Here is a 20,597-nt window from a genome sequence, read left to right on the forward strand (position 1 = left end):
GATAGTGGCGGTGGTTGGTTGTAATTGTGAATAACATCAAATCTTGCCTTGGCCGCGTGTCATACGATGAGGAAATCAAGACGTATAAAGTGTAAGGCCAGACCCAAAGATTGAGTAATGGCAGTTGGAATCATTGAGGTGATTACATTCGGCAAGACCAGATAGTCACTACTTTGAATAAATCTCCGATAATCTAGCCAAATAAAATGAGAGGGCAGTACAATCATAATCTTCATATCTGTATATCGTTTCATTTAGGATGATATATAGTTAGTTGTGGCAGCTTGCAAACATAACAGTTAGCATAAAGGCAGCAATTCCAGTATTTTTGTGCCGTTTAAAAATTAACTTCGCAATACCAAAAAAAACAGATAATTCCCCCAATTAAGATCAATCCGTCGTTGGCAGCCGCTAAAAACATCAAGAAGAAAAATGTTTAAAACGCTTCCGGTTGCAGCGCACGACTCTGGAAACTATTCAATGGAAATCAAAGTTAATTTTCTCGACAATCTCAGACTTGAAGCTAAGTTTGATGACTTTACTGTCATCACCGATCAGCCTATTCGCTACAAAGGTGATGGCTCAGCACCAAGTCCTTTTGATTATTTTTTGGCTTCATCGGCTCTTTGTGCGGGCTATTTTGTGCGAGTGTATTGTTTGTCCCGTGACATTCCTACTGAAAACATCAGGCTGTCGCAGAACAATATTATTGATCCTGAAAATCGTTATAACCAAATCTTTCAAATTCAGGTGGAGCTGCCAGAAAGTATTTCTGATAAAGATCGCCAAGGCATCTTAAGATCAATTGACCGTTGTACAGTAAAGAAAGTAGTGCAAACTGGCCCTGAGTTTAAAATCGAGTCGGTTAAAAACCTCGACGAAGACGCACAGGTCATGCTTATGGGTCAGTTGGAAGGCAACTCCAGCACTTACATCTTAGGTAAAGACCTGTCACTTGAACAAACCATCACGAACATGACTGGCATTTTGGCCGACCTTGGCATGAAGATTGAGATTGCTTCCTGGCGCAATATCGTACCCAATGTATGGTCACTGCATATACGCGATGCAGCTTCGCCTACGTGTTATACCAACGGTAAAGGTTCCACCAAAGAGAGCGCACTTTGTTCGGCGCTAGGTGAGTTTATCGAGCGCCTTAACTGCAATTTATTTTACAACGATCAGTATTTTGGCGAAGAGATCGCCAGCAGAGATTTTGTGCATTATCCCAATGAAAAATGGTTTAAGCCGGGGCCAAATGACGAGCTGCCAGCAGGCATTTTGGATGAATATTGTTTAGATATCTACAATGAAGACGGTGAACTGTGTGGCTCAAATCTTATTGATACCAACTCGGGGTTGGTTGAGCGTGGCATATGCGCTATTCCCTATGTGCGTCATTCCGATGGAGAAACCGTGTATTTCCCATCCAATCTGATTGAGAACTTATTCGTAAGTAACGGTATGAGTGCGGGCAATAACCGGTATGAAGCGCAAGTGCAATGTCTATCGGAAATCTTCGAGCGTGCGGTAAAAAAACAAATTATTGAAGAAGAAATTGTCTTGCCAGACGTACCGCAACACGTGCTTGAGAAGTACCCCGGCATCTTAGAGGGCATTAATGCTCTGGAAAAGAATGGATTCCCTGTGGTGATCAAAGATGCTTCATTAGGCGGTCAATTTCCGGTGATGTGTGTGACGTTAATGAACCCCAAAACGGGTGGCGTATTTGCATCATTCGGCGCCCACCCAAGCTTTGAAGTGGCGCTGGAGCGCAGCCTGACTGAATTACTACAAGGGCGCAGCTTTGAAGGTTTAAATGATGTGCCGCGACCAACTTTTAATAGCCTGGCGGTGAAGGAACCAGAAAACTTTGTTGAGCACTTTATTGATTCAATGGGTGTTATCTCTTGGCGCTTTTTTAGTAGCCAGCATGATTATGAATTCTGCGAGTGGGATTTTTCCGGATCAAACAAAGAAGAAAAAGAGTACTTAATGGGTATTTTAAAGAATCTGGGCAAAGAAGTTTATATTGCCGAATTTTCCGACCTGGGTGCCATTGCTTGTCGCATCCTAGTGCCGGGTTATTCAGAAGTGTATCCAATTGAGGACCTTATTTGGGACAATACCAACAAGGCGCTGGATTACCGCGAAGATATCTTGAACATTCATTCTCTGAGTGATGACGCTTTGGTGAGTTTGGTCAATCGTTTAGAAGAAAGCCAGCTAGATAACTACATGGATATTAGAACCCTGATTGGCATTGAGTTCGATGAAAATACTGTTTGGGGACAGCTGACCATTCTTGAGCTGAAAATTCTTATCACCCTTGCCTTAGGCAAGCTTGATGAGGCCATTGAGTTAGTAGAAGCATTCTTGCAGTACAACGACAATACTGTCGAGCGTGGCTTGTTCTATCAAGCGGTTCATGCAGTACTTGAGATCACTCTGGACAAAGAATTAGCGCTTGATCATTTTGTCGCCAACCTAAATAAAATGTTCGGTAAAAAAACCATGGGCAATGTGATCGGTTCTGTAACCGGAGAAGTGAAATTCTTTGGCTTAACCAAAACTAGCATGAAGCTAGAAGGCTTAGACAAACACCTAAGGCTAATCAGAAGCTACAAAAAGCTTCATCAAGCCCGCGAGGCGAATAAAGCATAACGGGTCAAGTGACTTGAAATTCCTGGGATACAATACTTAATTGTGCTGAAATTCAATCAAACTCAAAACAGATGGGATCAGTTGCAGAATAGCGGATATAGATTACAAAACAAGAATTCATGCAATCCATCGAAAATATTCTTAATTCTAGACCTGTCTCCATGTTTCTCCGGTGCGGTCAAAAAACATGACTAATGCATCGGTGGAATTCTCAATTCGCGACCTGCCCCCAATTCTTTTTGTGACCCCAATTCTTTGCAATTCTTTGTGAAAAAGCAATAGAAATTGCAGATCAGGCATTTGAGCGATTCGAGCTGGTAATGCGTTACATCATTGGCAATACAACATCTCGATTTGAAGTTGGTGTACTAAATTACCAAGGTTGGAGGCATCGAAGAGCATATATTTTTTCTGATGATGGCCAAGCATCAAGTTCAGCGAGCAATCATGGTTCCTTTGAACCAATACCACTAGATAATCCATATTTCTTAAATGAAGAGGCTGGTTATAAATACGCTTGGAGTATTGCAAGCAGCAATAACCTAAATCAATTTTAAAAACGAATACTTTTAGCAATTGAGTGGATAGGGCAATCAATTGCTGATCCATTACCTCAAAGTGCATTTCTTAAATCAGCAATAGCACTAGAAATTATCTTCACATATAGTGAAAAAAACATCATCACTCCATCAATTCTTAATCAAATATCAGAGGGTGTTGCACTTATTCTTGGTAACGAAGTTAATGAAAGACTAGAAATTGAAACAAAGGTTAAGAGGCTATATGGGCTACGTTCCGCGATTGTGCATTCAGGGAACAAGAATATAAGTGAATCCGATCATCAGCATATGCTGGGAATATCGCGCGCTGTGGTTGCCAAGATTCTAACATCGGAAGCACTTATAAAAATTGGATCTGTTGAAAAATTGTATGATTTACTTAAAAGCACAAAGTATTCAGGAAATGCAATATAACAAACGCCTCAAACATCGTTCGCTTCACTCACTGGACTTGCGACAAGCCGAAAGCCGTTTAGGCGGGCGTTAAATAATGATTAGCACAATTCAGTTATAATGCGGGTTATTAAATAATTTTGTAAAAAAGCAGGATACGGAAGGTTGTTGAATATTAAATTTAAGAGGAGAAATAAGGCATGAGTACAGGTACAGTAAAGTGGTTCAATGCAAGTAAAGGTTTCGGTTTTATTACCCCAGATGATGGAGGAAAGGATCTGTTTGTTCATCATTCTGAAATCCAAAGTGGGGGTGGTTATGCGACACTCAACGATGGTCAGAAAGTGGAATATGAAGCTGGGCAAGGCCAGAAAGGTCCATGCGCTAATAAGGTTGTGCCTGTATAATCCCTTAAATTACATCTGCTTGGTCAGGTTTTTACACATAACAAGTCGTATCGGCTCGGACAGCTCGCCGCGGTTTTTGGATCATGCTCTGGGCTGACGGTTATGCTGAACGTTATCTCTGATAAAATGAAATTTGCACTATCTCACCGTCTACTTCGGGTCGCGTCGAGCCTAATTGTTCGTTACAATTCCGCTCTCCCACACGCCGTAGACTAAGAATATTCTCGCAACGCACGCCTAGATGCCTGATCTACCAAACCAAATAGTCTATCGATCTCATCTTTCTTGCTGGATGCTTGGTGGCCTACTATCTTAACTAATTCGCAATTTAGCCTGGCGGTCAATCGGTAAAATTCCTGGTATAGCTCATAATTATTCAGCGGTCTGTTTTTGCTCGAAAAATAATTGCTTTGTTCAAGACGGGCCCGCCTTCCTGGCAGACCAATAATATTTTGAGAATCTGTATACACCGTCAAGGCAATATCGCACCCGTTAGCCAAAGCAATCATCTCATTCAGTGACCACAATAGCGTTTGCAATTCCAATTTAGTCGAACTGGTTTGTTCGAAACGTTTCACTTTCACCCTGTATTTAAGCGAGTCTATAGATACTTTCAAATCAGACACAACAAGATAAGCGCCATACCCTACCTTTAACTGAGTATTAACACTACCGTCAGTAAAAATCCGTAAATGAAGCATTTTTTAAAATCCGTTCAAAACCAAGATGCCGTTTCATCATGATCGATCAATCACTTAGTTCTACACTACTGATTCCATAATCCGAAATAAGGAATCAAGCTATGATGAATACTACACAAATTCGGAACCATAGAGAACCTTGGAACAAATGCAAACCTGTGAGGCAGAAGGCTCCGCTTAAACTAAGGGTTCGAGATGTTTCCCAGGGTAGTCAAATGTTAAGTCGAGCTATGGTTGAACAACAAAAAACTCACGAGCCAGTGCAATTTGAGATCACCGAACTGACTAGCAGGCTGTTGAAAAACGTTTTCGAAGCAGCTGATCCAAGGCAAAAGCAGGTGAAAAAGCGCAATGCCTAATAAATGAGCATTTTGAACCTGTTTTTAACACCGCAGCGTCAATGCAGATAGTTTTTCAACAGCCTGCTAGGGATGCTGTATCAGATTGGATCAACCACGCTAGGCTTAAAAACGAGAATTATCTATTGCCGAGTAGAATCAAATTATCACCACACTTATCTACGCGGCAATATGCGAGGATTGCCCACTCCTGGATAAAACTGATTGGACTTGAATCTGCCGCCTACGGTACGCATTCGATGCGACGAACCAAAGCTTCACTGATTTAGAAAAAAACCAAGAATCTAAGAGCCGTCCAGCTTTTATTAGGCCACACAAAACTGGAGAGTACTTTCGGTATTTAGGAATTGAGGTCGATGATGCATTGGAAATGGCCGAACAAACTGAAGTATAACTTTGGATATCAGCGGCCACTTTGTGGTGGTAGTTGTTCGGCCGAATTCAGTCAGTCAAATTCAATTCAGATTAATTTCTAAAGCTGTCAGCTTAAATTTTAGCTAATACAACTTACCCCACCACAATCTCAATCAACACTTCATTCGGATTCACCGATTCGCCTTTCACCACATGCACGGCTTTGATGGTTCCAGCAATCGGTGCGGTGATTTCCGTTTCCATTTTCATGGCTTCGGTGATTAAGACAGGTTGTCCGGCGTTGACTTTTTGGCCGACTTTGACTAACACGTCCAGAACATTGCACGGCATGCTCACAACGACATCGCCTTCGCCAGCAGGACGCTGGCGTTTGCTGGCGATGTTGCTTTTGACAGCGCCTTGCGTGCCGCCGTCCAGCACGATTTCATCGAGCGTTTCGACGACAACTTCTTCCGGGACGCCGTCCACCATAAAATAAAAATGGCGCAAGGTTTCATTTTTAGGGCTGGTGCCGGTGACTCTGATGTGGTACGACTCGCCATGCAGCGCTACGTTGAATTCGGTCGGCGCTTTTTGCTCGCCACCGACCGTTGTTGAAGCTGTTTCCAAAGGTTCAGGTATCAGATGGCCGGTTGAACGGAGTTCCAGGAATTGTTTGCCGACTTCCGGGAACATGGCGTAGCTGAGAACGTCTTCATCATTATTCGCCAGATGGCCGATTTCCCGGCGTAGCTGTTCAAATTCCGGTTTCAATAGATCTGCGGGGCGGCAATCGATAATATCTTCCTTGCCAATTGCGCGTTTTTGCAAGTTGGCATTCATTGGTGCCGGTGCTTTGCCGTAGCCGCCTTGCAAATAGCGCTTTACTTCGTTGGTGATGGTGGAATAGCGTTTTCCAGTCAGGACATTGAGTGCTGCTTGCGAACCGACGATCTGCGATGTCGGCGTGACCAAAGGCGGATAGCCCAGATCTTTGCGCACGCGGGGGATTTCTTCGTAGACTTGATTGATCCGATCCAGAGCGTTTTGTTCTTGCAATTGATTGGCTAAATTCGAAATCATTCCGCCTGGAACCTGAAACACGTGAACCCGGGTGTCGACGCCGGTGAACTCGCTTTCAAAGCGGTGGTATTTTTTGCGAATCTGTACAAAATAATCGTTCACTTCCTGTAATTTCTGCAAACTCAGGCCGGTATCGTATTCTGTATCCTGCAGTGCCATGACTAGGCTTTCAGTGGGTGGATGGCTGGTGCCGCCCGACCACGATGACAATGCTGTATCGATATACCGGCAACCGGCTTCGATGGCTTTCAATTGGCACATTTCTGCGAGCCCGGAAGTGGCATGGCAATGCAAGTGGATGGGCAGATCGACCGCTTGTTTCAGGGCGCTGACCAGTTCATAGGTGACATACGGTGTTAGCAGACCGGCCATATCTTTGATGACAATCGAATCACAGCCGAACTCAGCCAAATCTTTGGCCAGTGACACGAAACTATTGACATCGTGCACCGGGCTGGTGGTGTAGCAAATGGTTCCTTGCGCGTGCTTGCCGTATTCCTTGGTGGCTTGGATGGCAGTTTCGAGATTGCGCATGTCGTTCAATGCGTCGAAAATACGAAAAACATCCATGCCGTTTTCAGCTGCTTTTTTCACAAAGGCTCGCACCACATCATCGGAATAATGACGGTAGCCGAGCAGATTTTGTCCACGCAGCAGCATTTGTAATGGCGTATTGGGCAGGGCGGCTTTAAGTTTGCTGAGACGTTCCCAGGGATCTTCCTTTAAGAACCGCAAGCAGGCGTCAAACGTCGCACCGCCCCAGCATTCCAGCGACCAGTAGCCTATGCTGTCAAGCATTGCGCAGGCGGGTAGCATGTCTTCCGTGCGCAAACGAGTCGCGATCAGAGATTGATGCGCATCGCGCAATATGACATCGGTAATATGAACTTTTTGCATGATTTTTCCTTGATTAACCCGTAAGTATACTCACAGACCTGTGTGCGAAGCCATTGCGGCAGCTATGACGCTAGCGAGCACTTCGGGTTGTGGCTTATCGGAATAATTGATCAAAGCGGGGTTTTGCTCAACAAAACCGGTATTGAACCGGGCTGCGCGAAACTGCGGATGTTTCAGGATCTTTAGATAGTATGGAATCGTGGTTTTGACGCCAAATACGCCCATGTCGCGCAACGTACGCTGCCCGCGCTTAATCGCGTCTTCCCAGGTCAGTGCGCTGACGATGACTTTCGCCACCATGGAATCATAAAAAGGCGGAATTTCATAACCGGTGTATATCGCGGTATCAGTTCGTACGCCGGGGCCACCAGGCGCATAATAACGGGAAATGCGGCCAAAGCTGGGCAAGAAATTATTTTTTGGATCTTCGGCGTTGATCCGGAACTGAATCGCATAACCCCGCCGCACAATCTCTTCCTGCTTGGAGCGTAGCGGCAAACCAGCCGCCACGCGAATTTGTTCCTCGACAATATCGACGCCGGTGATTGTTTCAGTAATGGTATGCTCGACCTGCACACGCGTATTCATTTCCATGAAATAAAACCGGCCGCTGTCATCCAACAGAAACTCGACTGTGCCGGCATTAGTGTAGCCGACCGATTTCGCGGCAATGACTGCGAGACCGCCGATGTACTGACGTTGCGCTTCGTCCAGTTGTGGCGATGGTGCAATTTCTATCAGTTTCTGATTGCGGCGCTGAATCGAGCAATCCCGTTCGTAGAGATGAATCACGTTGCCATGATGGTCTGCCAGAATCTGCACCTCAACGTGTATTGGGTTGACGATGCACTTTTCCAGAAAAACATCAGCGCTGCCAAACGCCTTTGTGGCTTCGGAAATGACCCGGGTGTAATTGCGCTTCAGTTCGTCAGCATTATCACAGCGCCTGATGCCGCGGCCGCCGCCGCCAGAAGTGGCTTTCAACATGATCGGATAACCAATCTGTGCTGCGATTTCCTGGGCTTGTTCTACCGACTGCAAATTGCCATCCGATCCGGGCGTAACCGGTATACCGGCAGCTTTCATCGCTTTCCGGGCTTCGGTTTTGTTCCCCATGCGGTGGATGACGTCCGCATTGGGTCCAATGAAAATAAGTCCACGCTTTTTACACGCGCTTGCAAATTTCGCATTTTCAGAAAGAAATCCGTAACCCGGGTGCACCGCATCGCAACCGGTCGCGAGAGCTAAGTCAACCAAGGCATGAATGTTCAGATAGCATGCTACGGGGTCGCTACCGATACAATAAGATTCATCCGCTTTTTTAATATGCAACGCGAAACGATCGGCTTCCGAATAAATGGCGACCGAGCGAATGCCCATTTCAGAACAGGCGCGAATAATGCGAACAGCAATCTCACCGCGATTGGCAATGAATATTTTACGTAACATCATATTGGTATTTGGAACACTTTGAAAAACGATAATGCGCGTATTCTACCCGATCAATTCTGGAATTTTATCCAGCATTGACTGAAGGTGATCATTTTTCGTCGAGAAATGATGATTCAATACGGGAGCTTGATGGATGTTTGTAATATATAATAATTTAATAACAATGTGTTATTTTTGTTGGTTGTCTTGAATTGATGGGTTTGGCACGGATTTCACTTTTGAGATGAAATAGGTCGGACTGTTTGAAGATATGGTTTGTCTGTCTATCGGCCTGGAGCAGGTGTTGGTGGCAGTTTGACTTTTTCATGCGGCTGAAATATATGATTTGATACTTTAATACACAAGCATCATGCTTTTTACTGTTATTGCTTGCTACAGAATATCTCCGTCAACATAAAACCATATTCCAGCTTCGCGAACAAATCGGCTGATTTCGTGTAGCCGGTGGGCTCGCCCATTGATTTTGTAGCGTGCGATAAATTCAACCATGGCGTTATCCGCCGCAGATTGTTCGTGGCGTTTGATTGCCAGTCCTAGCCATTTTTTGGACAATTGATCGGTTAATCCTAGGGAAGTGGGGCGTGTATCGGGGTGCCAGGTTGCTAGTAGATAGTCTTCACAATTCAGTGTGTATGCCGTGTAACGTGAACGCATCAGGATTTCTGCGGTGGTGGCTGGTTCCCCTTGATCGAGGTAACGGCTGCAGCAATCAGCGTATTGTTTGCCGCTGCCGCAAAGACAAGCCAATGTTTCTAAATGAGTGGTTTGGGTATTCATATACAATGCGGTTTGTCTATCGGTGTAATTTATCACAGTCTGCATGAATATTGCCCTGAACCCAACAATGAACGTCTCATCGCGTCGTATTGCGCATTTGGACATGGATGCTTTTTATGCCTCGGTTGAGCTGTTGCGTTACCCTGAGTTGCACGGTTTGCCAGTTGTGATCGGTGGACGCAACGAGTACCAGCCGGTGATGCAAACGGATGGCAGAAGGAATTTTTACCGTTTGCGTGATTATGTTGGTCGCGGAGTTATTACGACAGCTACGTATGAGGCGCGTGCTTTGGGAGTCCATTCCGCCATGGGTGTCATGAAAGCCGCGCAGCTGGCGCCGGACGCGATTCTACTACCGGTGGATTTTGCTATTTACCGGCATTATTCGCGTTTGTTTAAAGCGGCTGTTGCGGGCATTTCTCCACAAATTGAGGATTCTGGTATCGATGAAATATACGTTGATCTGAGTAACTTTTCGGATGAGATATTGCCATTGGCAAAATGTATCAAACAGGCGGTCAAGGATGCGACCGGACTTTCTTGTTCGATTGGGATTGCGCCGAATAAATTATTATCTAAAATTTGTTCGGATTTGGAAAAGCCCGATGGTTTGACCATCCTAGAGATGTCTGACATCCCGCAGCGAATCTGGCCGTTACCGGTACTTAAAATCAATGGTATTGGACCTAAAGCTGCCACTAAACTGGCGTTACTGGGTATTACTACGATTGCTGAATTGGCACAAGCTGATTTAAGTTTTCTCCGGCTTCACTTTGGGCGCAGCTACTCAATCTGGCTATATGAAGCATCGCGCGGCATCGATTCACGTCCTGTCATTATCGATGCGGAACCTAAGTCCATCAGCCGGGAAACTACATTTGAGCGTGATTTGCACCCGCAGCAGGATCGTTCCGAATTATCTGCAGCATTTACTGCATTGTGTATCCAAGTCGCTGATGACCTTAAACGCAAAGGTTATGTTGGTCGTACTGTTTGTATCAAGTTACGCTTCGAGGATTTTCATACGCTTACACGTGATTGTTCATTGACTGCACATACCGGTGATCCAGCTTTGATACGTCATGCTGCCGGAGAATGTTTGCGACGTGTGCCATTGCAGAAAAGAATTAGATTGCTCGGCATAAAAGTCACTACGCTTTGCTCCGTTAACGCCGCTGCTGAAATTGAATCTCGACAAAGAAAATTGCCATTGCTGCCGTAATACGCTAAAAAATAATAACTATAATAATTAGTTAGTCTGGTAGTTACATTGCGACTTGAAGAAAATTTGAAAAGGAATTGTTATGTTTGATCGCGCTGATTTTTGCCGCATAGCGCCATTCGGCGCTTATGTTTTTTTCATGGTATTGGAGGACGTGTTATTAAAATTTGGCTGGGAAGCTAATGATTTGCGTATGCTCTATGTGGTCAAAATAGCCGTTGTGGTTGGGCTGCTTTGGGTGATGCGAAAAGCTTATAGCGAATTGCGTTGGTCGGTCGACAGCAGTCTTCGCACCTGGATGGTTGCAATATTTTCTGGTGTCATAGTGTTTATTGCCTGGGTTAATTTGACCGCAGATTGGATGGTGATGGGAGAGGCCGTTGGTTTTGATCCACGCGATAATGATGAGATTGATTGGTTTCTGGTAACTGTGAGATTGATTGGCGCGGCTCTGGTGGTTCCCGTAATGGAAGAATTATTTTGGCGATCCTTTCTGATGCGCTGGATTGATCACCCAAATTTTCTTACTGTTAATCCCGCGCAAGTCGGATTAAAAGCTTTCTGTATCACGGCAGCACTTTTCGCACTTGCACACAGTTTATGGTTTGCCGGATTGTTTGCAGGTATTGTTTATAATTTACTTTATATGCGTAGTGGAACGCTATGGTCTCCCATTCTTGCTCACGCTACGACCAATGGAATTTTAGGCATCTGGATTATCTATACAGGTAATTGGGGTTTTTGGTAAGAGAATTTGATGGCGCGATTATTTTCTTACCTTCATTTACATCACGCTTTCAGGATGCTCAACTATTTCTTGATAAATTAGGTGTCTTAACGTAAACGTCTGGTCTGGTTTCATTTCAGTAAACTCAACCCCTGAAAAAATTACATTTTTATTCTTTTGTTTAGAAGATCTGATGATGGCCCTAATAGATAAAGGAATTTCTTTGTCATCTACTATGATAGTAAAAGATAAGGATACAACTGAACCTGGCGTTCCCAAAGGAGCTGTTGAATTGATTCCAGCGCCATAAAAACTAAGATCTACGATATTGATTGGATTAGTTTCCTCGGCGAGAGTCGCTTGATAATTACATTTAATTCTTCGTGATTTTCGAAAACACTGCCTCTGTATATTCTGAGGAAAAGATAAATGTAAAAATTTATAGGGTATTTTTATAATTTTATCGACATAAGTAAAGAATTTATAGGCATTCTGCCCGGAAATTAAGCGTGCGCTAATCTGATCGCCTTCAACGAAAGGCGAGCCAGTTAACTGACCAGATGTTGGCATAGTCACAATTAAAGTGCTGCCTGGCACATAGCCGATCATCGATGTTGCATGTGCATTGTTTGGTTCATCAGAATTCTTAGCATATGTGGCTAAAGTTAAATACATTTTATGGCCTACCTGAAGATGCATGTCTTCAAATTCGATCTTTTCTGATGAATCGCTAGTTGATTCAGTCGCTTCAGTTTTAGTATTTTGATTGTGCATTTTATAAGTTGTTGATTATTAGAATTGTATTTGCTCTTATTTAACGACGCTAATAGTTAGATCTTTAGCAATATCAAAAGCATTTTATGATCGATGCGTTGAAATAGTACTTTTAAGATTTTCTAATTATCGAGTTGAGTTTCTTCCGGGTTTAATTCCCTGCAGCAAGCTACAGGTGCTTTATTAATTTAAGTTGCTGTAGATAAATGGGTATTCAAAATGATCTCAGATTTAATTGATCAAACTAATACATTTGTTGTATTTTTTCCAATAAAGCAAATATCCACGGAGTTCGCGTTGACCCTTCACGTTATTCAGTGTTAGAGTTCTGTCCATGTGAAGATTAGGGTTTTTAGTTTCTGCTTGTGTTTGTATCTTTTGTATAAACATTTTTAAAGGGGGAGTTGATGAAAGATAAAACGATTAATAAGCGCCAGATGCTGCGTGCCGTTACAGGAGGACTGTTACTAATCGGCATGAGTGCGTCTGGTGTTTATGCTAACAGCGTGACAAGTAGTAATAGTTTCATGGAAGCACTGAAAAGAACTGGTATCACGGCCGGGGGTTGGGTTCATGGTGGTGCGACATTTAATCCTAGTTCAACGCATGGCTTCAACGGTCCGGTCACTTTTACTGATCAGGCAAACAGGTTTCAACTGAATCAGTTGAATCTTTTCCTAGAGCGCGCAGTAAAAACAGAAGGCACAGGCTGGGACGTTGGTTTCAGGGCTGATTTCTTATTCGGTACTGATGCAATTTTTACTCAAGCCTATGGTAATCCGGCATTTGATGTGCATAACGGTAGGCCTTTGGCAGATCGGGGTAATTGGGATCTGGACATATGTTGTAATTCCAGCCGTACCTATGGCATTGCAATCCCACAGGCTTATGCAGAAATATATGCACCTGTTGGTAATGGATTGAATGTGAAGGTAGGCCATTTTTATACACCGATTGGTTTTGAATCGGTTCCTGCTCCGAACAACTTCTTCTATTCACATGCCTATACCATGCAGTATGGGGAGCCTTTCACGCATACCGGTGTATTGGGTAACTACACAGTGAATAAGAATTTCACTGCTATGGCCGGTACAATCGGTGGTAGCGGAACGGGTGGTTGGGACGGCAATTTCGACAAGCAGATGGAAAATTGGGGCGGCATTGGTGGTGTTACCTGGACCAGCAATGATAGCAATACCTCCTTCAATGTCAGTGGTACCGGCAGCACGGCATCAACTCGTAACAGTAGCTTCTGGGGTATGTATAGTCTTGTTTTGCAGCACAAATTTACAGACAGAACGCATTTAATATTACAACATGATCACGGTTTTGCTGATAACGTAATGCTCTTTAATAATGTTTATAATGGCGTTATCAAAGATGCGGAATGGTATGGAGTCAATTCACACTTGTACTATGATGTAACTCCCAATGTGTCTGTGGGTGTACGTGCTGAATGGTTTCGCGATCGTGATGGTTTCCGCGTTTTTTCACCAGGCAGGGTAACTGCGGCAACCAATCATCTTGGAAATAGCTATGCGAGTAACATTGGATTGCTTGGTACTAGCACACCTGCAGATTATTATGCGGTAACTATCGGTGCTAACTGGAAAGCGCTTAGAACGCTTAAAATGGGTTGGCAAGGGATGAGAGATTTGAATATTCGCCCGAATATCCGATATGACCGCGTAGATGCACTTCATGAGTCACTCCAGGCATCTGCTTACCGGCCTTTTGGTGGTAATAAAGATCAGATTCTTTTCTCGTTGGATGCAATACTGCCTTTCTAATGTGACATGCATTATGTAGCAATTATCAAAAAATGCGCTTTCGGGCGCATTTTTTTATTCTGCTCTGATCGATTTGTTGTTCTGCCGCAACATTAGCAGCAAATCAGTGATGTCATCCGGAGCTGCGATCTCCCACTGACTGATTTGTTCGGTTTGCGGATGGGTCAATGCAAGTTTTTGAGCATGCAGTGCTTGCCGAGGAAAGTTTATCAATAGTTGAGCAATGGCTTGCGCTGTTTTTCCAGGTTTGCCTCCATAGACAGGATCGCCTACTAAGGCATGTCCGATAGTGCTTAAATGCACCCGGATTTGGTGCGTGCGGCCGGTTTCAAGGCTGCACTGAAGTAATGTGCAGCCATCAAATCTTTCAATAATTTGATAGTGCGTGCGTGCGGGTTTGCCTTTGGGTGTAACGGTCATTTTTGTGCGATGAATCGGGTGACGGCCAATCGGTGCATCGATATTTCCCGCTTGTTTAATTTCTCCTAGAACCAATGCCAGGTAGTCGCGTTTTACAGTGCGCTGCTGTAGCTGGCGCACAAGGCTTGTTTGTGCTGCAATAGTTTTTGCAACAACTAATAGCCCAGTAGTATTTTTGTCCAGACGATGAACAATACCAGCGCGCGGTACATTCTTCAGTTCTGGAGCATGATGTAGTAATGCATTTAGCAAGGTACCTTGCCAGTTGCCATTACCTGGATGAGTTACCAGTCCAGCGGGTTTGTTGATGATAATGAGCGTTTCATCTTCTTCAATGATGTTTAAATGGATCGCTTCAGCCACAAAAGGTGATTCAGCTGCGATATTCAGCGGAGAAACCTCGACAAGCTCATTTCCCCATACAAGCTGTTTGGCAGTAGCTATCTGCTCATTCACAAGGATTCTTTTCTCAGCAATCCAGGTTTGCAGACGACTACGTGACCAATGAGGAAGAAGCTTTGCCAAAGCTCGATCAAGGCGCAAGCCTGCACAATCAATCGGGATCGTTAAGTATACAATGTCCGTTGCTAATTTGTCGCTTACTGCCGTATGAGGCTTTACGCTATAATCACTCGTTGTATCTTTGTTTTCTACGGAATTTATCATGTTACATAGTTTAGCTTTATTTCTGGTTTTAGGGTTATCAGCATGTGGTTTGTTGTCAGATCGTACAGATGATCAAACGGATTGGTCTGTCAATAAATTCTATTCGGAAGCAAGAGAAAAATTGAATGATGGTAGTTACGCTGCGGCTATTAAGCTCTATGAAACTTTAGAATCGCGCTATCCTTATGGCAGGATTGCTCAACAAGCGCAACTTGAAATTGCTTATGCGCATTATAAAAATGATGAACCCGCTTCGGCAATTGCAGCAGCTGATCGATTTATTAAATTGCATCCCAATCATGCGAATGTAGATTACGCATATTATATCAAGGGATTGGCGAATTTTAACGAAGGTTGGGGTATGCTGGGTTTTTTGCTGAAGGGGCCGTTTAAGCAGGATATGAGCGAGCGTGATCCAAAAGCCTCGTATGAGTCGTTTGAAGTTTTTAAGGAATTGGTTGCCCGTTTTCCAGAAAGTAAATATGCGGCAGACTCTAGGCAGCGTATGGCGTATTTGCTTAATTTACTTGCCATGGGTGAAATTCATACTGCGCGATACTACATGAAACGCAAGGCTTATATTGCAGCTGCTAATCGGGCGCAGAATGCCGTCAAGGAATATCCCCCCACACCGGCGACGGAAGAGGCCTTATATATCATGATCAGAGCCTATGAAGCACTAGAAATGTATGACTTAAGGGACGATGCAGAACGTGTGATGCGAATTAATTTCCCTAACAGTATTTTTCTCGCGGAACTACCTGAAGTGGGTGCTAAAGCATGGTGGGAATTTTGGAAGAACTAACAGCTCTTGACTCTGCTTGAATTGTTTACTCGTGAACTTAAAGGTGAACCGCCAAGATATCGCATTTTGCATGATATAGAACTCCCTTTGCTGTGGAGCCCATTAATACAGCAAGACCGTGCCGCCCATGGGAGCCTACCACAATCAAATCAATACCTTCTTTCACAGCAAGCTGAGTAATTTCTTGCTGCGGCTCTCCCCATATCATCCAACAGCGCTCTGGCGCAATGTTCAGTTCATTGCTAATTTGAATCAATTTTTCTTTTTCAGCTTCCAGCAGATCATATGATGAATTTTTATTCAGGGGGATTACTGTCCCGTAGGGGGTGTCTGGCATGGGAATATTATCTAATACATGAATAATGTGAAGCTGTGCGTTAAATTGTGTTGCTAGAGATTTCGCTTTATACGCAACTGAGTGCACGAATCCGGAGAAATCAACAGCGAGTAAAATATTCTGATAATTGTTCATAGGGAGTATTTTTCGATTATGGTAATAAACAAGAAAAAGTGTAAATTCTACAACAGCGCTGCACTGTACCGCATCTGTGCTGATCTTTATTTGTATGCCCAGAGCTATTGCTGGTCATGTCGATGTAGGTATTTTGATAGAAAGGCAATAACACGTAGTTCATATTCTCTGCCAGCATAAGTATGCATATTGAAATGTCTTGCGCCAGTTACAATCCATAAATCTTTAGGGATTCTCGCAGCCTCAAAGAGTCTTTCGGTTTCCGATTGAGTGGTATGCATATCATTGGTTCCAGAAATAAACAGCACTGGTGAGTTCAGGTTATTAATCTGAGCAATTGGGCTTAACGCGTCCATAGAAGTATCCAGATAAAAAGATAATTGCCATAGCATCAGCGGTAGCAATAGTACTCCAAATTCCCCAAAATGCAGTTTTAGACGATTCTCAACAGCTTCTTCAATAGTGGGGTGAAGTGACTCGAGAATAACCGCATTCAAGCTCAAATCTTGCTTAGCTAGCACTATCGCTGCGGCCCCCAAAGATGTGCCGATTGCACCTATCCGTTCGGCTGGAAATGTTTTTCGTAAGAAAGTAACTGCCGCTTCTACATTCTTAGATTCGCGCAAACCAAAAGTAATATTATCTCCGGCTGTTTCTCCATGTGCTTGTAAGTCAATAAATAAAACAGTAAAGCCCTGATCCTTTAGAAACCGGGCTCGACTTAGCATTTCAAGTCGGTTGCTGCGCATTGAATGAACCAGTAATACCACGCCATTCCCTGACTTTCCATAAACCAACCAGCCATGCACGGTTGGCCCATCTGTATCAGGAATCTGTACTGATTCAACTGGAAAATCCGTAGTTAATACTCCTACAGCAGTTGGTGCCGATGCGGTCAAAATTGTGCCTATAGCAAATATGCTGAGCATGATTACGAATATAAAAACCAATATTTGAATGAGTAGTTTGTGCAGCATGACATTTGGTTATTAATTGCATTGATAATAATTAACCACTGAAAGTGATTTTTTTGGATTATCGAGAGCTATTACTATCTCCTGATGTGATGTATGAGGACAATTTGTTGGTATTTACAGGAGGGCGCGCGAGAATTTACATTTCCATCTTTTTGATTCTTTTGTTTTTTTGCTATAGGGCGCTATTTCTAACGGTTGTGTACTATAGGGGCGAACGCCAAGGTGCAATATCACGCGCAGTTATCAACCGGTGCTTGCTAATACCAGCATCATCAAAATCAGCTTGTTCAAACGCACTGATCTGATAAACCCCAGAAGCCACGTGGATCTTGATATTTCCATCGGCAACTGCAATATGGCTGCCGCCGCCCTTGTGCAATTGGATACTAAAGCGAGTCCCATAATTTTTAATGATGGCATTGCCGACCTTTACTTCAAGCTGATTGACGGCATTTTTATGTATGTCAAAATAAACATTTCCTTTGAGCAACTCAACTTGCAGCGATTGATTATATTTCACTGTTACAGAGCTATGCATATCCAGCGTCATGTCAATACCCGGTGCTATCGAAGTGGCAAGTTGTGCATCACTGTTGGTTTCATAGAAACGGATACTCTGGGGTTTGCCAAAATGCCAAGTCATCAGACCTAGCAGTACACAAATGCCGATGATCGCGCAATGTACTAAGAAGCGCCGCCAACTAAAAACAAAATTAAAGGGTTGTATTAAGGGTGGCTCAGGTTCCTGCATTTGTAATTAGCAAGCGGCAAGTGAACGGAAAGTATAAATTATATACCGTGAATAGTTTCTTTGCTTTGTCATTTAGAACTAGATTAAGTTTGCTGCGGATGAAAGTATATTGAGGCGTTGCTAATTATGTTAAGGAGCTCAGGTTTCTGACTATCTTTAGGCTGCCAGGATACGCGAAATATTTTGCTTGAGTGTATCTGGGTAGAAGGGTTTTATGATAAAACCTACAGCTCCTGCGCTAGTAGCTTGTTTAAATAATTCACGGCTAGCTAAGGCTGTGATCATCACGATCTTTGTTGCATCATTTTGACTCTTGATGATTTTCAAGGCTTCTAATCCATCCATCATTGGCATTTCAAAATCTATGCATGCAATGTCAGGTTTGTGTTCTGCTACCAGTTCGGTGGCTTGCATGCCATCATAGGCTTCCCCGATTACTTCAATTCCCATTTGTGTCAGAATTGCTATCAACAGTCGTCGCATTACCAGACTATCATCGGCAATAACTGCCTTTGCGTGATAAGTACCATTCTCGAATAAACATTGCTCTTCAGTCAGGATGAGTAGCTGTTTTTTTGCATGGGTCACTTCTTGCAGTACATCAAAGATCTTCTTCTGAGAGAATGGCTTATAGATAAATCCATCAACACCCAACATGGCTGCAACCTGTTTCAGCATGGCATCTTCACTGCCGGTAATCATTACCACGAGGAGGTCTGGATATACAGCGCGAATCTCACCCAAAAGATGCATGCCATCTTTATTGGGCAATAAGTGGTCAAGACAGACGACATCTGGATCAAGCTTCTCGATTGCGGGAAGAAGTTTTTCACCACTATTAAGTTCTCCTACAACTAGATATTCATTGCTGTTTAGCATCGCTCGTAGCGTAGTGCGCATGACTACACAATCGTCGACGATAAGAACTCTAGTTCTTTTGTATAATTGATTCATGTTGGTTATCTTATTTATAACATAGGAGACTTTTTCAAAAGTGTACTTTTTAATTCTCAACACACTGTATTGAATGAATAAAAATATCCAGAATTAGGGTTTTGCAAAGGTCTCCATAGTTCTTAACAAGAAAATTGTTGTAATCATTCTGGAATAGATTAAATGACATGCATGGGGAGACTTATTCTAAGTTTCCATAATGAAACAATTGCTGAGTAATTTTGTGTAAGTGACTAATATGTTTAATTAATAAATATTGCGGCATAATAACGAAAAAGTATAGCAAATATGGTGCTTTATGTGTAGGAATATTCCTATATTTTATGGGAGATATTGACATTGAGATAAAGAGGATTCCTGCCAACCTTCCTGTTAGCAAAACAAATGACTAGAAAGGCGTAAGGTTCAGGTAACGGAGGAGTGGAACATAGATACAGATGAGTTTTGGTTTAATAGAGCTCATTATCTGAAGATAGGTAGCGTGTTGCTGAAGAATTACGCATTGATGATTGAATGCAATTACGACTGAGCCTAAGGGTTTATACAGCGTGAGCTATTGAACGTGAGTTTCATCGGTGAGCAGAAGTTGTCGTTAGTAGCTTTCTGAAAATTAAATTTGACTCCTTGGTTTTGCTATTATTATCCCTCTGGTGTCTTTTTATTATTTGCTTGATTCCCAACAGATCATTTAAAAGCGCCAATTTGTGGTGGTGAGATCAGATCGGTCCTCTTAAATGTAAATAGAAGAAACACGGTATAATCGTTGTAATGCGTTTCAGCAAAAAATGGTGCGCTCGATTTAACAAATCGATTTGATGGTAATTCATAAATGTCAAAGTACAATTTTACAAATCCTGTTTGGTATTGCGCTTTAAAAAGCGCTAACTCGGGAGTGGAAAAAGGAATGATCGCGCTCTGGATTGGTGGTAAGCCAAAAAAGGTTTCCCCGAACTCGGTCCCCAAAGAACTCACAATTACACTAATACGATGTGTGGCCTTATCAATATCACCCTGCACATGATATCCCTCTTCTCCAAACCAACCAGCCATGACATTGTAGCCCTGCTTTCCCAACCAACCAGCCATAATTTGACGTACGATCTTTTGGTCTTCGCTAACCCCAGAAGTATCAAGTACGACACTCGCTCCATGAGGAATCGGTAATGGGCTTTCGAGCTGTTCAGGAAGGCTTTTTATTACCACATCACTCAACAATAATTGCTCAATTGCTGACCTGGCAGACGAAGTTGGTTTGTGCATCGTTGAGCATGCTGACAAAATTCCTAGTGTAACTAAGCTTAAAGTTAAGGTTCGTATTATCTTAAACATCAATCTTTTATGACCCCGTGTTTTTATAATGGCAGAAGAGAAGTAGTAATATCCTCCATTATT

General features: G+C 43.2%; 19 protein-coding genes and 1 pseudogene. 9 read left to right on the plus strand and 11 right to left on the minus strand.

Translation table 11 applies throughout. The features are described 5' to 3' along the window. Positions 1–480: 480 nt before the first annotated feature. From K2Q13_RS04280 to K2Q13_RS04290, 3 genes are all read left to right on the plus strand, one after another. Entirely contained in the window at positions 481–2,664 is a 2,184-nt protein-coding gene (locus tag K2Q13_RS04280) for an OsmC domain/YcaO domain-containing protein (RefSeq protein WP_292919455.1), read from the plus strand. Positions 2,665–2,984: 320 nt separating this feature from the next. Then, the gene (locus K2Q13_RS04285) at positions 2,985–3,221 is read left to right on the plus strand and encodes a hypothetical protein (protein WP_292919426.1); all 237 of its coding nucleotides are present in this window, start codon (positions 2,985–2,987) and stop codon (positions 3,219–3,221) included. A 596-nt stretch (positions 3,222–3,817) separates the two neighbouring features. Beyond that, positions 3,818–4,024: a cold-shock protein gene (locus tag K2Q13_RS04290; RefSeq protein WP_292919427.1), complete on the plus strand. Its 207-nt coding sequence runs from the start codon at positions 3,818–3,820 to the stop codon at positions 4,022–4,024. A 212-nt stretch (positions 4,025–4,236) separates the two neighbouring features. Here K2Q13_RS04290 and K2Q13_RS04295 read toward each other — a convergent pair whose 3' ends face one another. Then, the gene (locus K2Q13_RS04295) at positions 4,237–4,725 is read right to left on the minus strand and encodes an RNase H family protein (protein ID WP_292919428.1); all 489 of its coding nucleotides are present in this window, start codon (positions 4,723–4,725) and stop codon (positions 4,237–4,239) included. 101 nt (positions 4,726–4,826) lie between these two features. Between K2Q13_RS04295 and K2Q13_RS04300 the strand changes: the two genes are divergently transcribed. Together K2Q13_RS04300 and K2Q13_RS13295 are read left to right on the plus strand one after the other, a co-directional pair. Then, positions 4,827–5,084, plus strand: coding sequence for a hypothetical protein (locus K2Q13_RS04300; protein WP_292919429.1), 258 nt, complete (start codon positions 4,827–4,829; stop codon positions 5,082–5,084). 68 nt (positions 5,085–5,152) lie between these two features. Then, positions 5,153–5,478: pseudogene (locus tag K2Q13_RS13295) on the plus strand (tyrosine-type recombinase/integrase); the annotation flags it as partial. Positions 5,479–5,591: 113 nt separating this feature from the next. Here the strand turns inward: K2Q13_RS13295 and oadA are convergent. The 3 genes from oadA to K2Q13_RS04315 all read right to left on the minus strand — a co-directional run bounded on the left by oadA (position 5,592) and on the right by K2Q13_RS04315 (position 9,647). Further along, positions 5,592–7,418, minus strand: coding sequence for a sodium-extruding oxaloacetate decarboxylase subunit alpha (gene oadA, locus K2Q13_RS04305; RefSeq protein ID WP_292919430.1), 1,827 nt, complete (start codon positions 7,416–7,418; stop codon positions 5,592–5,594). Positions 7,419–7,448: 30 nt separating this feature from the next. Then, the gene (locus tag K2Q13_RS04310; protein ID WP_292919456.1) at positions 7,449–8,867 is read right to left on the minus strand and encodes an acetyl-CoA carboxylase biotin carboxylase subunit; all 1,419 of its coding nucleotides are present in this window, start codon (positions 8,865–8,867) and stop codon (positions 7,449–7,451) included. Between the two features lie 375 nt (positions 8,868–9,242). Further along, positions 9,243–9,647 carry a YchJ family metal-binding protein gene (locus K2Q13_RS04315; protein ID WP_292919457.1) on the minus strand — a complete coding sequence of 135 codons (405 nt, stop codon included), beginning with the start codon at positions 9,645–9,647 and terminating at the stop codon, positions 9,243–9,245. A 67-nt stretch (positions 9,648–9,714) separates the two neighbouring features. On the opposite strand from K2Q13_RS04315, the gene dinB reads away from it, so the two are divergent. After that, positions 9,715–10,869 (plus strand): DNA polymerase IV, encoded by a 1,155-nt coding sequence (dinB, locus tag K2Q13_RS04320; protein WP_292919431.1) that lies wholly within the window; start codon positions 9,715–9,717, stop codon positions 10,867–10,869. Positions 10,870–10,951: 82 nt separating this feature from the next. Beyond that, positions 10,952–11,617: a CAAX prenyl protease-related protein gene (locus K2Q13_RS04325; RefSeq protein WP_292919432.1), complete on the plus strand. Its 666-nt coding sequence runs from the start codon at positions 10,952–10,954 to the stop codon at positions 11,615–11,617. 36 nt (positions 11,618–11,653) lie between these two features. On the opposite strand, the gene K2Q13_RS04330 is transcribed toward K2Q13_RS04325, so the two are convergent. Continuing rightward, a complete protein-coding gene (locus tag K2Q13_RS04330; RefSeq protein ID WP_292919433.1) occupies positions 11,654–12,370 on the minus strand; it encodes a flagellar brake protein in 717 nt (238 codons plus the stop codon). Positions 12,371–12,777: 407 nt separating this feature from the next. Between K2Q13_RS04330 and K2Q13_RS04335 the strand changes: the two genes are divergently transcribed. Continuing rightward, entirely contained in the window at positions 12,778–14,160 is a 1,383-nt protein-coding gene (locus K2Q13_RS04335) for a porin (RefSeq protein WP_292919434.1), read from the plus strand. Positions 14,161–14,214: 54 nt separating this feature from the next. Here K2Q13_RS04335 and rluD read toward each other — a convergent pair whose 3' ends face one another. After that, positions 14,215–15,246 carry a 23S rRNA pseudouridine(1911/1915/1917) synthase RluD gene (gene rluD / locus K2Q13_RS04340; protein ID WP_292919435.1) on the minus strand — a complete coding sequence of 344 codons (1,032 nt, stop codon included), beginning with the start codon at positions 15,244–15,246 and terminating at the stop codon, positions 14,215–14,217. Here rluD and K2Q13_RS04345 point away from each other — a divergent pair. Further along, the gene (locus K2Q13_RS04345) at positions 15,245–16,051 is read left to right on the plus strand and encodes an outer membrane protein assembly factor BamD (protein ID WP_292919436.1); all 807 of its coding nucleotides are present in this window, start codon (positions 15,245–15,247) and stop codon (positions 16,049–16,051) included. The two genes, rluD and K2Q13_RS04345, sit on opposite strands and share 2 nt — an antisense overlap. Positions 16,052–16,088: 37 nt before the next feature. Here the strand turns inward: K2Q13_RS04345 and K2Q13_RS04350 are convergent, their stop codons facing one another. The 5 genes from K2Q13_RS04350 to K2Q13_RS04370 all read right to left on the minus strand — a co-directional run bounded on the left by K2Q13_RS04350 (position 16,089) and on the right by K2Q13_RS04370 (position 20,408). Continuing rightward, positions 16,089–16,523 (minus strand): universal stress protein, encoded by a 435-nt coding sequence (locus tag K2Q13_RS04350; protein ID WP_292919437.1) that lies wholly within the window; start codon positions 16,521–16,523, stop codon positions 16,089–16,091. A 104-nt stretch (positions 16,524–16,627) separates the two neighbouring features. Then, on the minus strand, positions 16,628–17,500 hold the full coding sequence (locus K2Q13_RS04355; protein ID WP_292919438.1) for an alpha/beta hydrolase: 873 nt from the start codon (positions 17,498–17,500) through the stop codon (positions 16,628–16,630). A 202-nt stretch (positions 17,501–17,702) separates the two neighbouring features. Then, positions 17,703–18,251, minus strand: a complete 549-nt coding sequence (locus K2Q13_RS04360; protein ID WP_292919439.1) for a FecR family protein — start codon at positions 18,249–18,251, stop codon at positions 17,703–17,705. A 156-nt stretch (positions 18,252–18,407) separates the two neighbouring features. Continuing rightward, positions 18,408–19,205: a response regulator gene (locus K2Q13_RS04365; RefSeq protein WP_292919440.1), complete on the minus strand. Its 798-nt coding sequence runs from the start codon at positions 19,203–19,205 to the stop codon at positions 18,408–18,410. 684 nt (positions 19,206–19,889) lie between these two features. After that, positions 19,890–20,408, minus strand: coding sequence for a hypothetical protein (locus tag K2Q13_RS04370; protein WP_292919458.1), 519 nt, complete (start codon positions 20,406–20,408; stop codon positions 19,890–19,892). Between the last annotated feature and the right edge of the window lie 189 nt (positions 20,409–20,597).

Origin of the sequence: Nitrosomonas sp. (genome assembly GCF_019752095.1) — a bacterium.
GTDB lineage: Bacteria > Pseudomonadota > Gammaproteobacteria > Burkholderiales > Nitrosomonadaceae > Nitrosomonas.

Excerpts from the sequence above, each read along its gene's own strand:
- K2Q13_RS04285 (WP_292919426.1), top strand. The coding sequence starts at position 2,985 with ATGCGTTACATCATTGGCAATACAACATCTCGATTTGAAGTTGGTGTA.
- K2Q13_RS04310 (WP_292919456.1), bottom strand. The coding sequence starts at position 8,867 with ATGTTACGTAAAATATTCATTGCCAATCGCGGTGAGATTGCTGTTCGC.
- K2Q13_RS04315 (WP_292919457.1), bottom strand. The coding sequence starts at position 9,647 with ATGAATACCCAAACCACTCATTTAGAAACATTGGCTTGTCTTTGCGGC.
- K2Q13_RS04280 (WP_292919455.1), top strand. The coding sequence starts at position 481 with ATGGAAATCAAAGTTAATTTTCTCGACAATCTCAGACTTGAAGCTAAG.
- K2Q13_RS04325 (WP_292919432.1), top strand. The coding sequence starts at position 10,952 with ATGTTTGATCGCGCTGATTTTTGCCGCATAGCGCCATTCGGCGCTTAT.
- dinB (WP_292919431.1), top strand. The coding sequence starts at position 9,715 with ATGAACGTCTCATCGCGTCGTATTGCGCATTTGGACATGGATGCTTTT.
- K2Q13_RS04360 (WP_292919439.1), bottom strand. The coding sequence starts at position 18,251 with ATGCAGGAACCTGAGCCACCCTTAATACAACCCTTTAATTTTGTTTTT.
- K2Q13_RS04300 (WP_292919429.1), top strand. The coding sequence starts at position 4,827 with ATGATGAATACTACACAAATTCGGAACCATAGAGAACCTTGGAACAAA.
- oadA (WP_292919430.1), bottom strand. The coding sequence starts at position 7,418 with ATGCAAAAAGTTCATATTACCGATGTCATATTGCGCGATGCGCATCAA.
- K2Q13_RS04290 (WP_292919427.1), top strand. The coding sequence starts at position 3,818 with ATGAGTACAGGTACAGTAAAGTGGTTCAATGCAAGTAAAGGTTTCGGT.
- K2Q13_RS04365 (WP_292919440.1), bottom strand. The coding sequence starts at position 19,205 with ATGAATCAATTATACAAAAGAACTAGAGTTCTTATCGTCGACGATTGT.
- K2Q13_RS04335 (WP_292919434.1), top strand. The coding sequence starts at position 12,778 with ATGAAAGATAAAACGATTAATAAGCGCCAGATGCTGCGTGCCGTTACA.
- K2Q13_RS04350 (WP_292919437.1), bottom strand. The coding sequence starts at position 16,523 with ATGAACAATTATCAGAATATTTTACTCGCTGTTGATTTCTCCGGATTC.
- K2Q13_RS04355 (WP_292919438.1), bottom strand. The coding sequence starts at position 17,500 with ATGCTGCACAAACTACTCATTCAAATATTGGTTTTTATATTCGTAATC.
- rluD (WP_292919435.1), bottom strand. The coding sequence starts at position 15,246 with ATGATAAATTCCGTAGAAAACAAAGATACAACGAGTGATTATAGCGTA.
- K2Q13_RS04330 (WP_292919433.1), bottom strand. The coding sequence starts at position 12,370 with ATGCACAATCAAAATACTAAAACTGAAGCGACTGAATCAACTAGCGAT.
- K2Q13_RS04295 (WP_292919428.1), bottom strand. The coding sequence starts at position 4,725 with ATGCTTCATTTACGGATTTTTACTGACGGTAGTGTTAATACTCAGTTA.
- K2Q13_RS04345 (WP_292919436.1), top strand. The coding sequence starts at position 15,245 with ATGTTACATAGTTTAGCTTTATTTCTGGTTTTAGGGTTATCAGCATGT.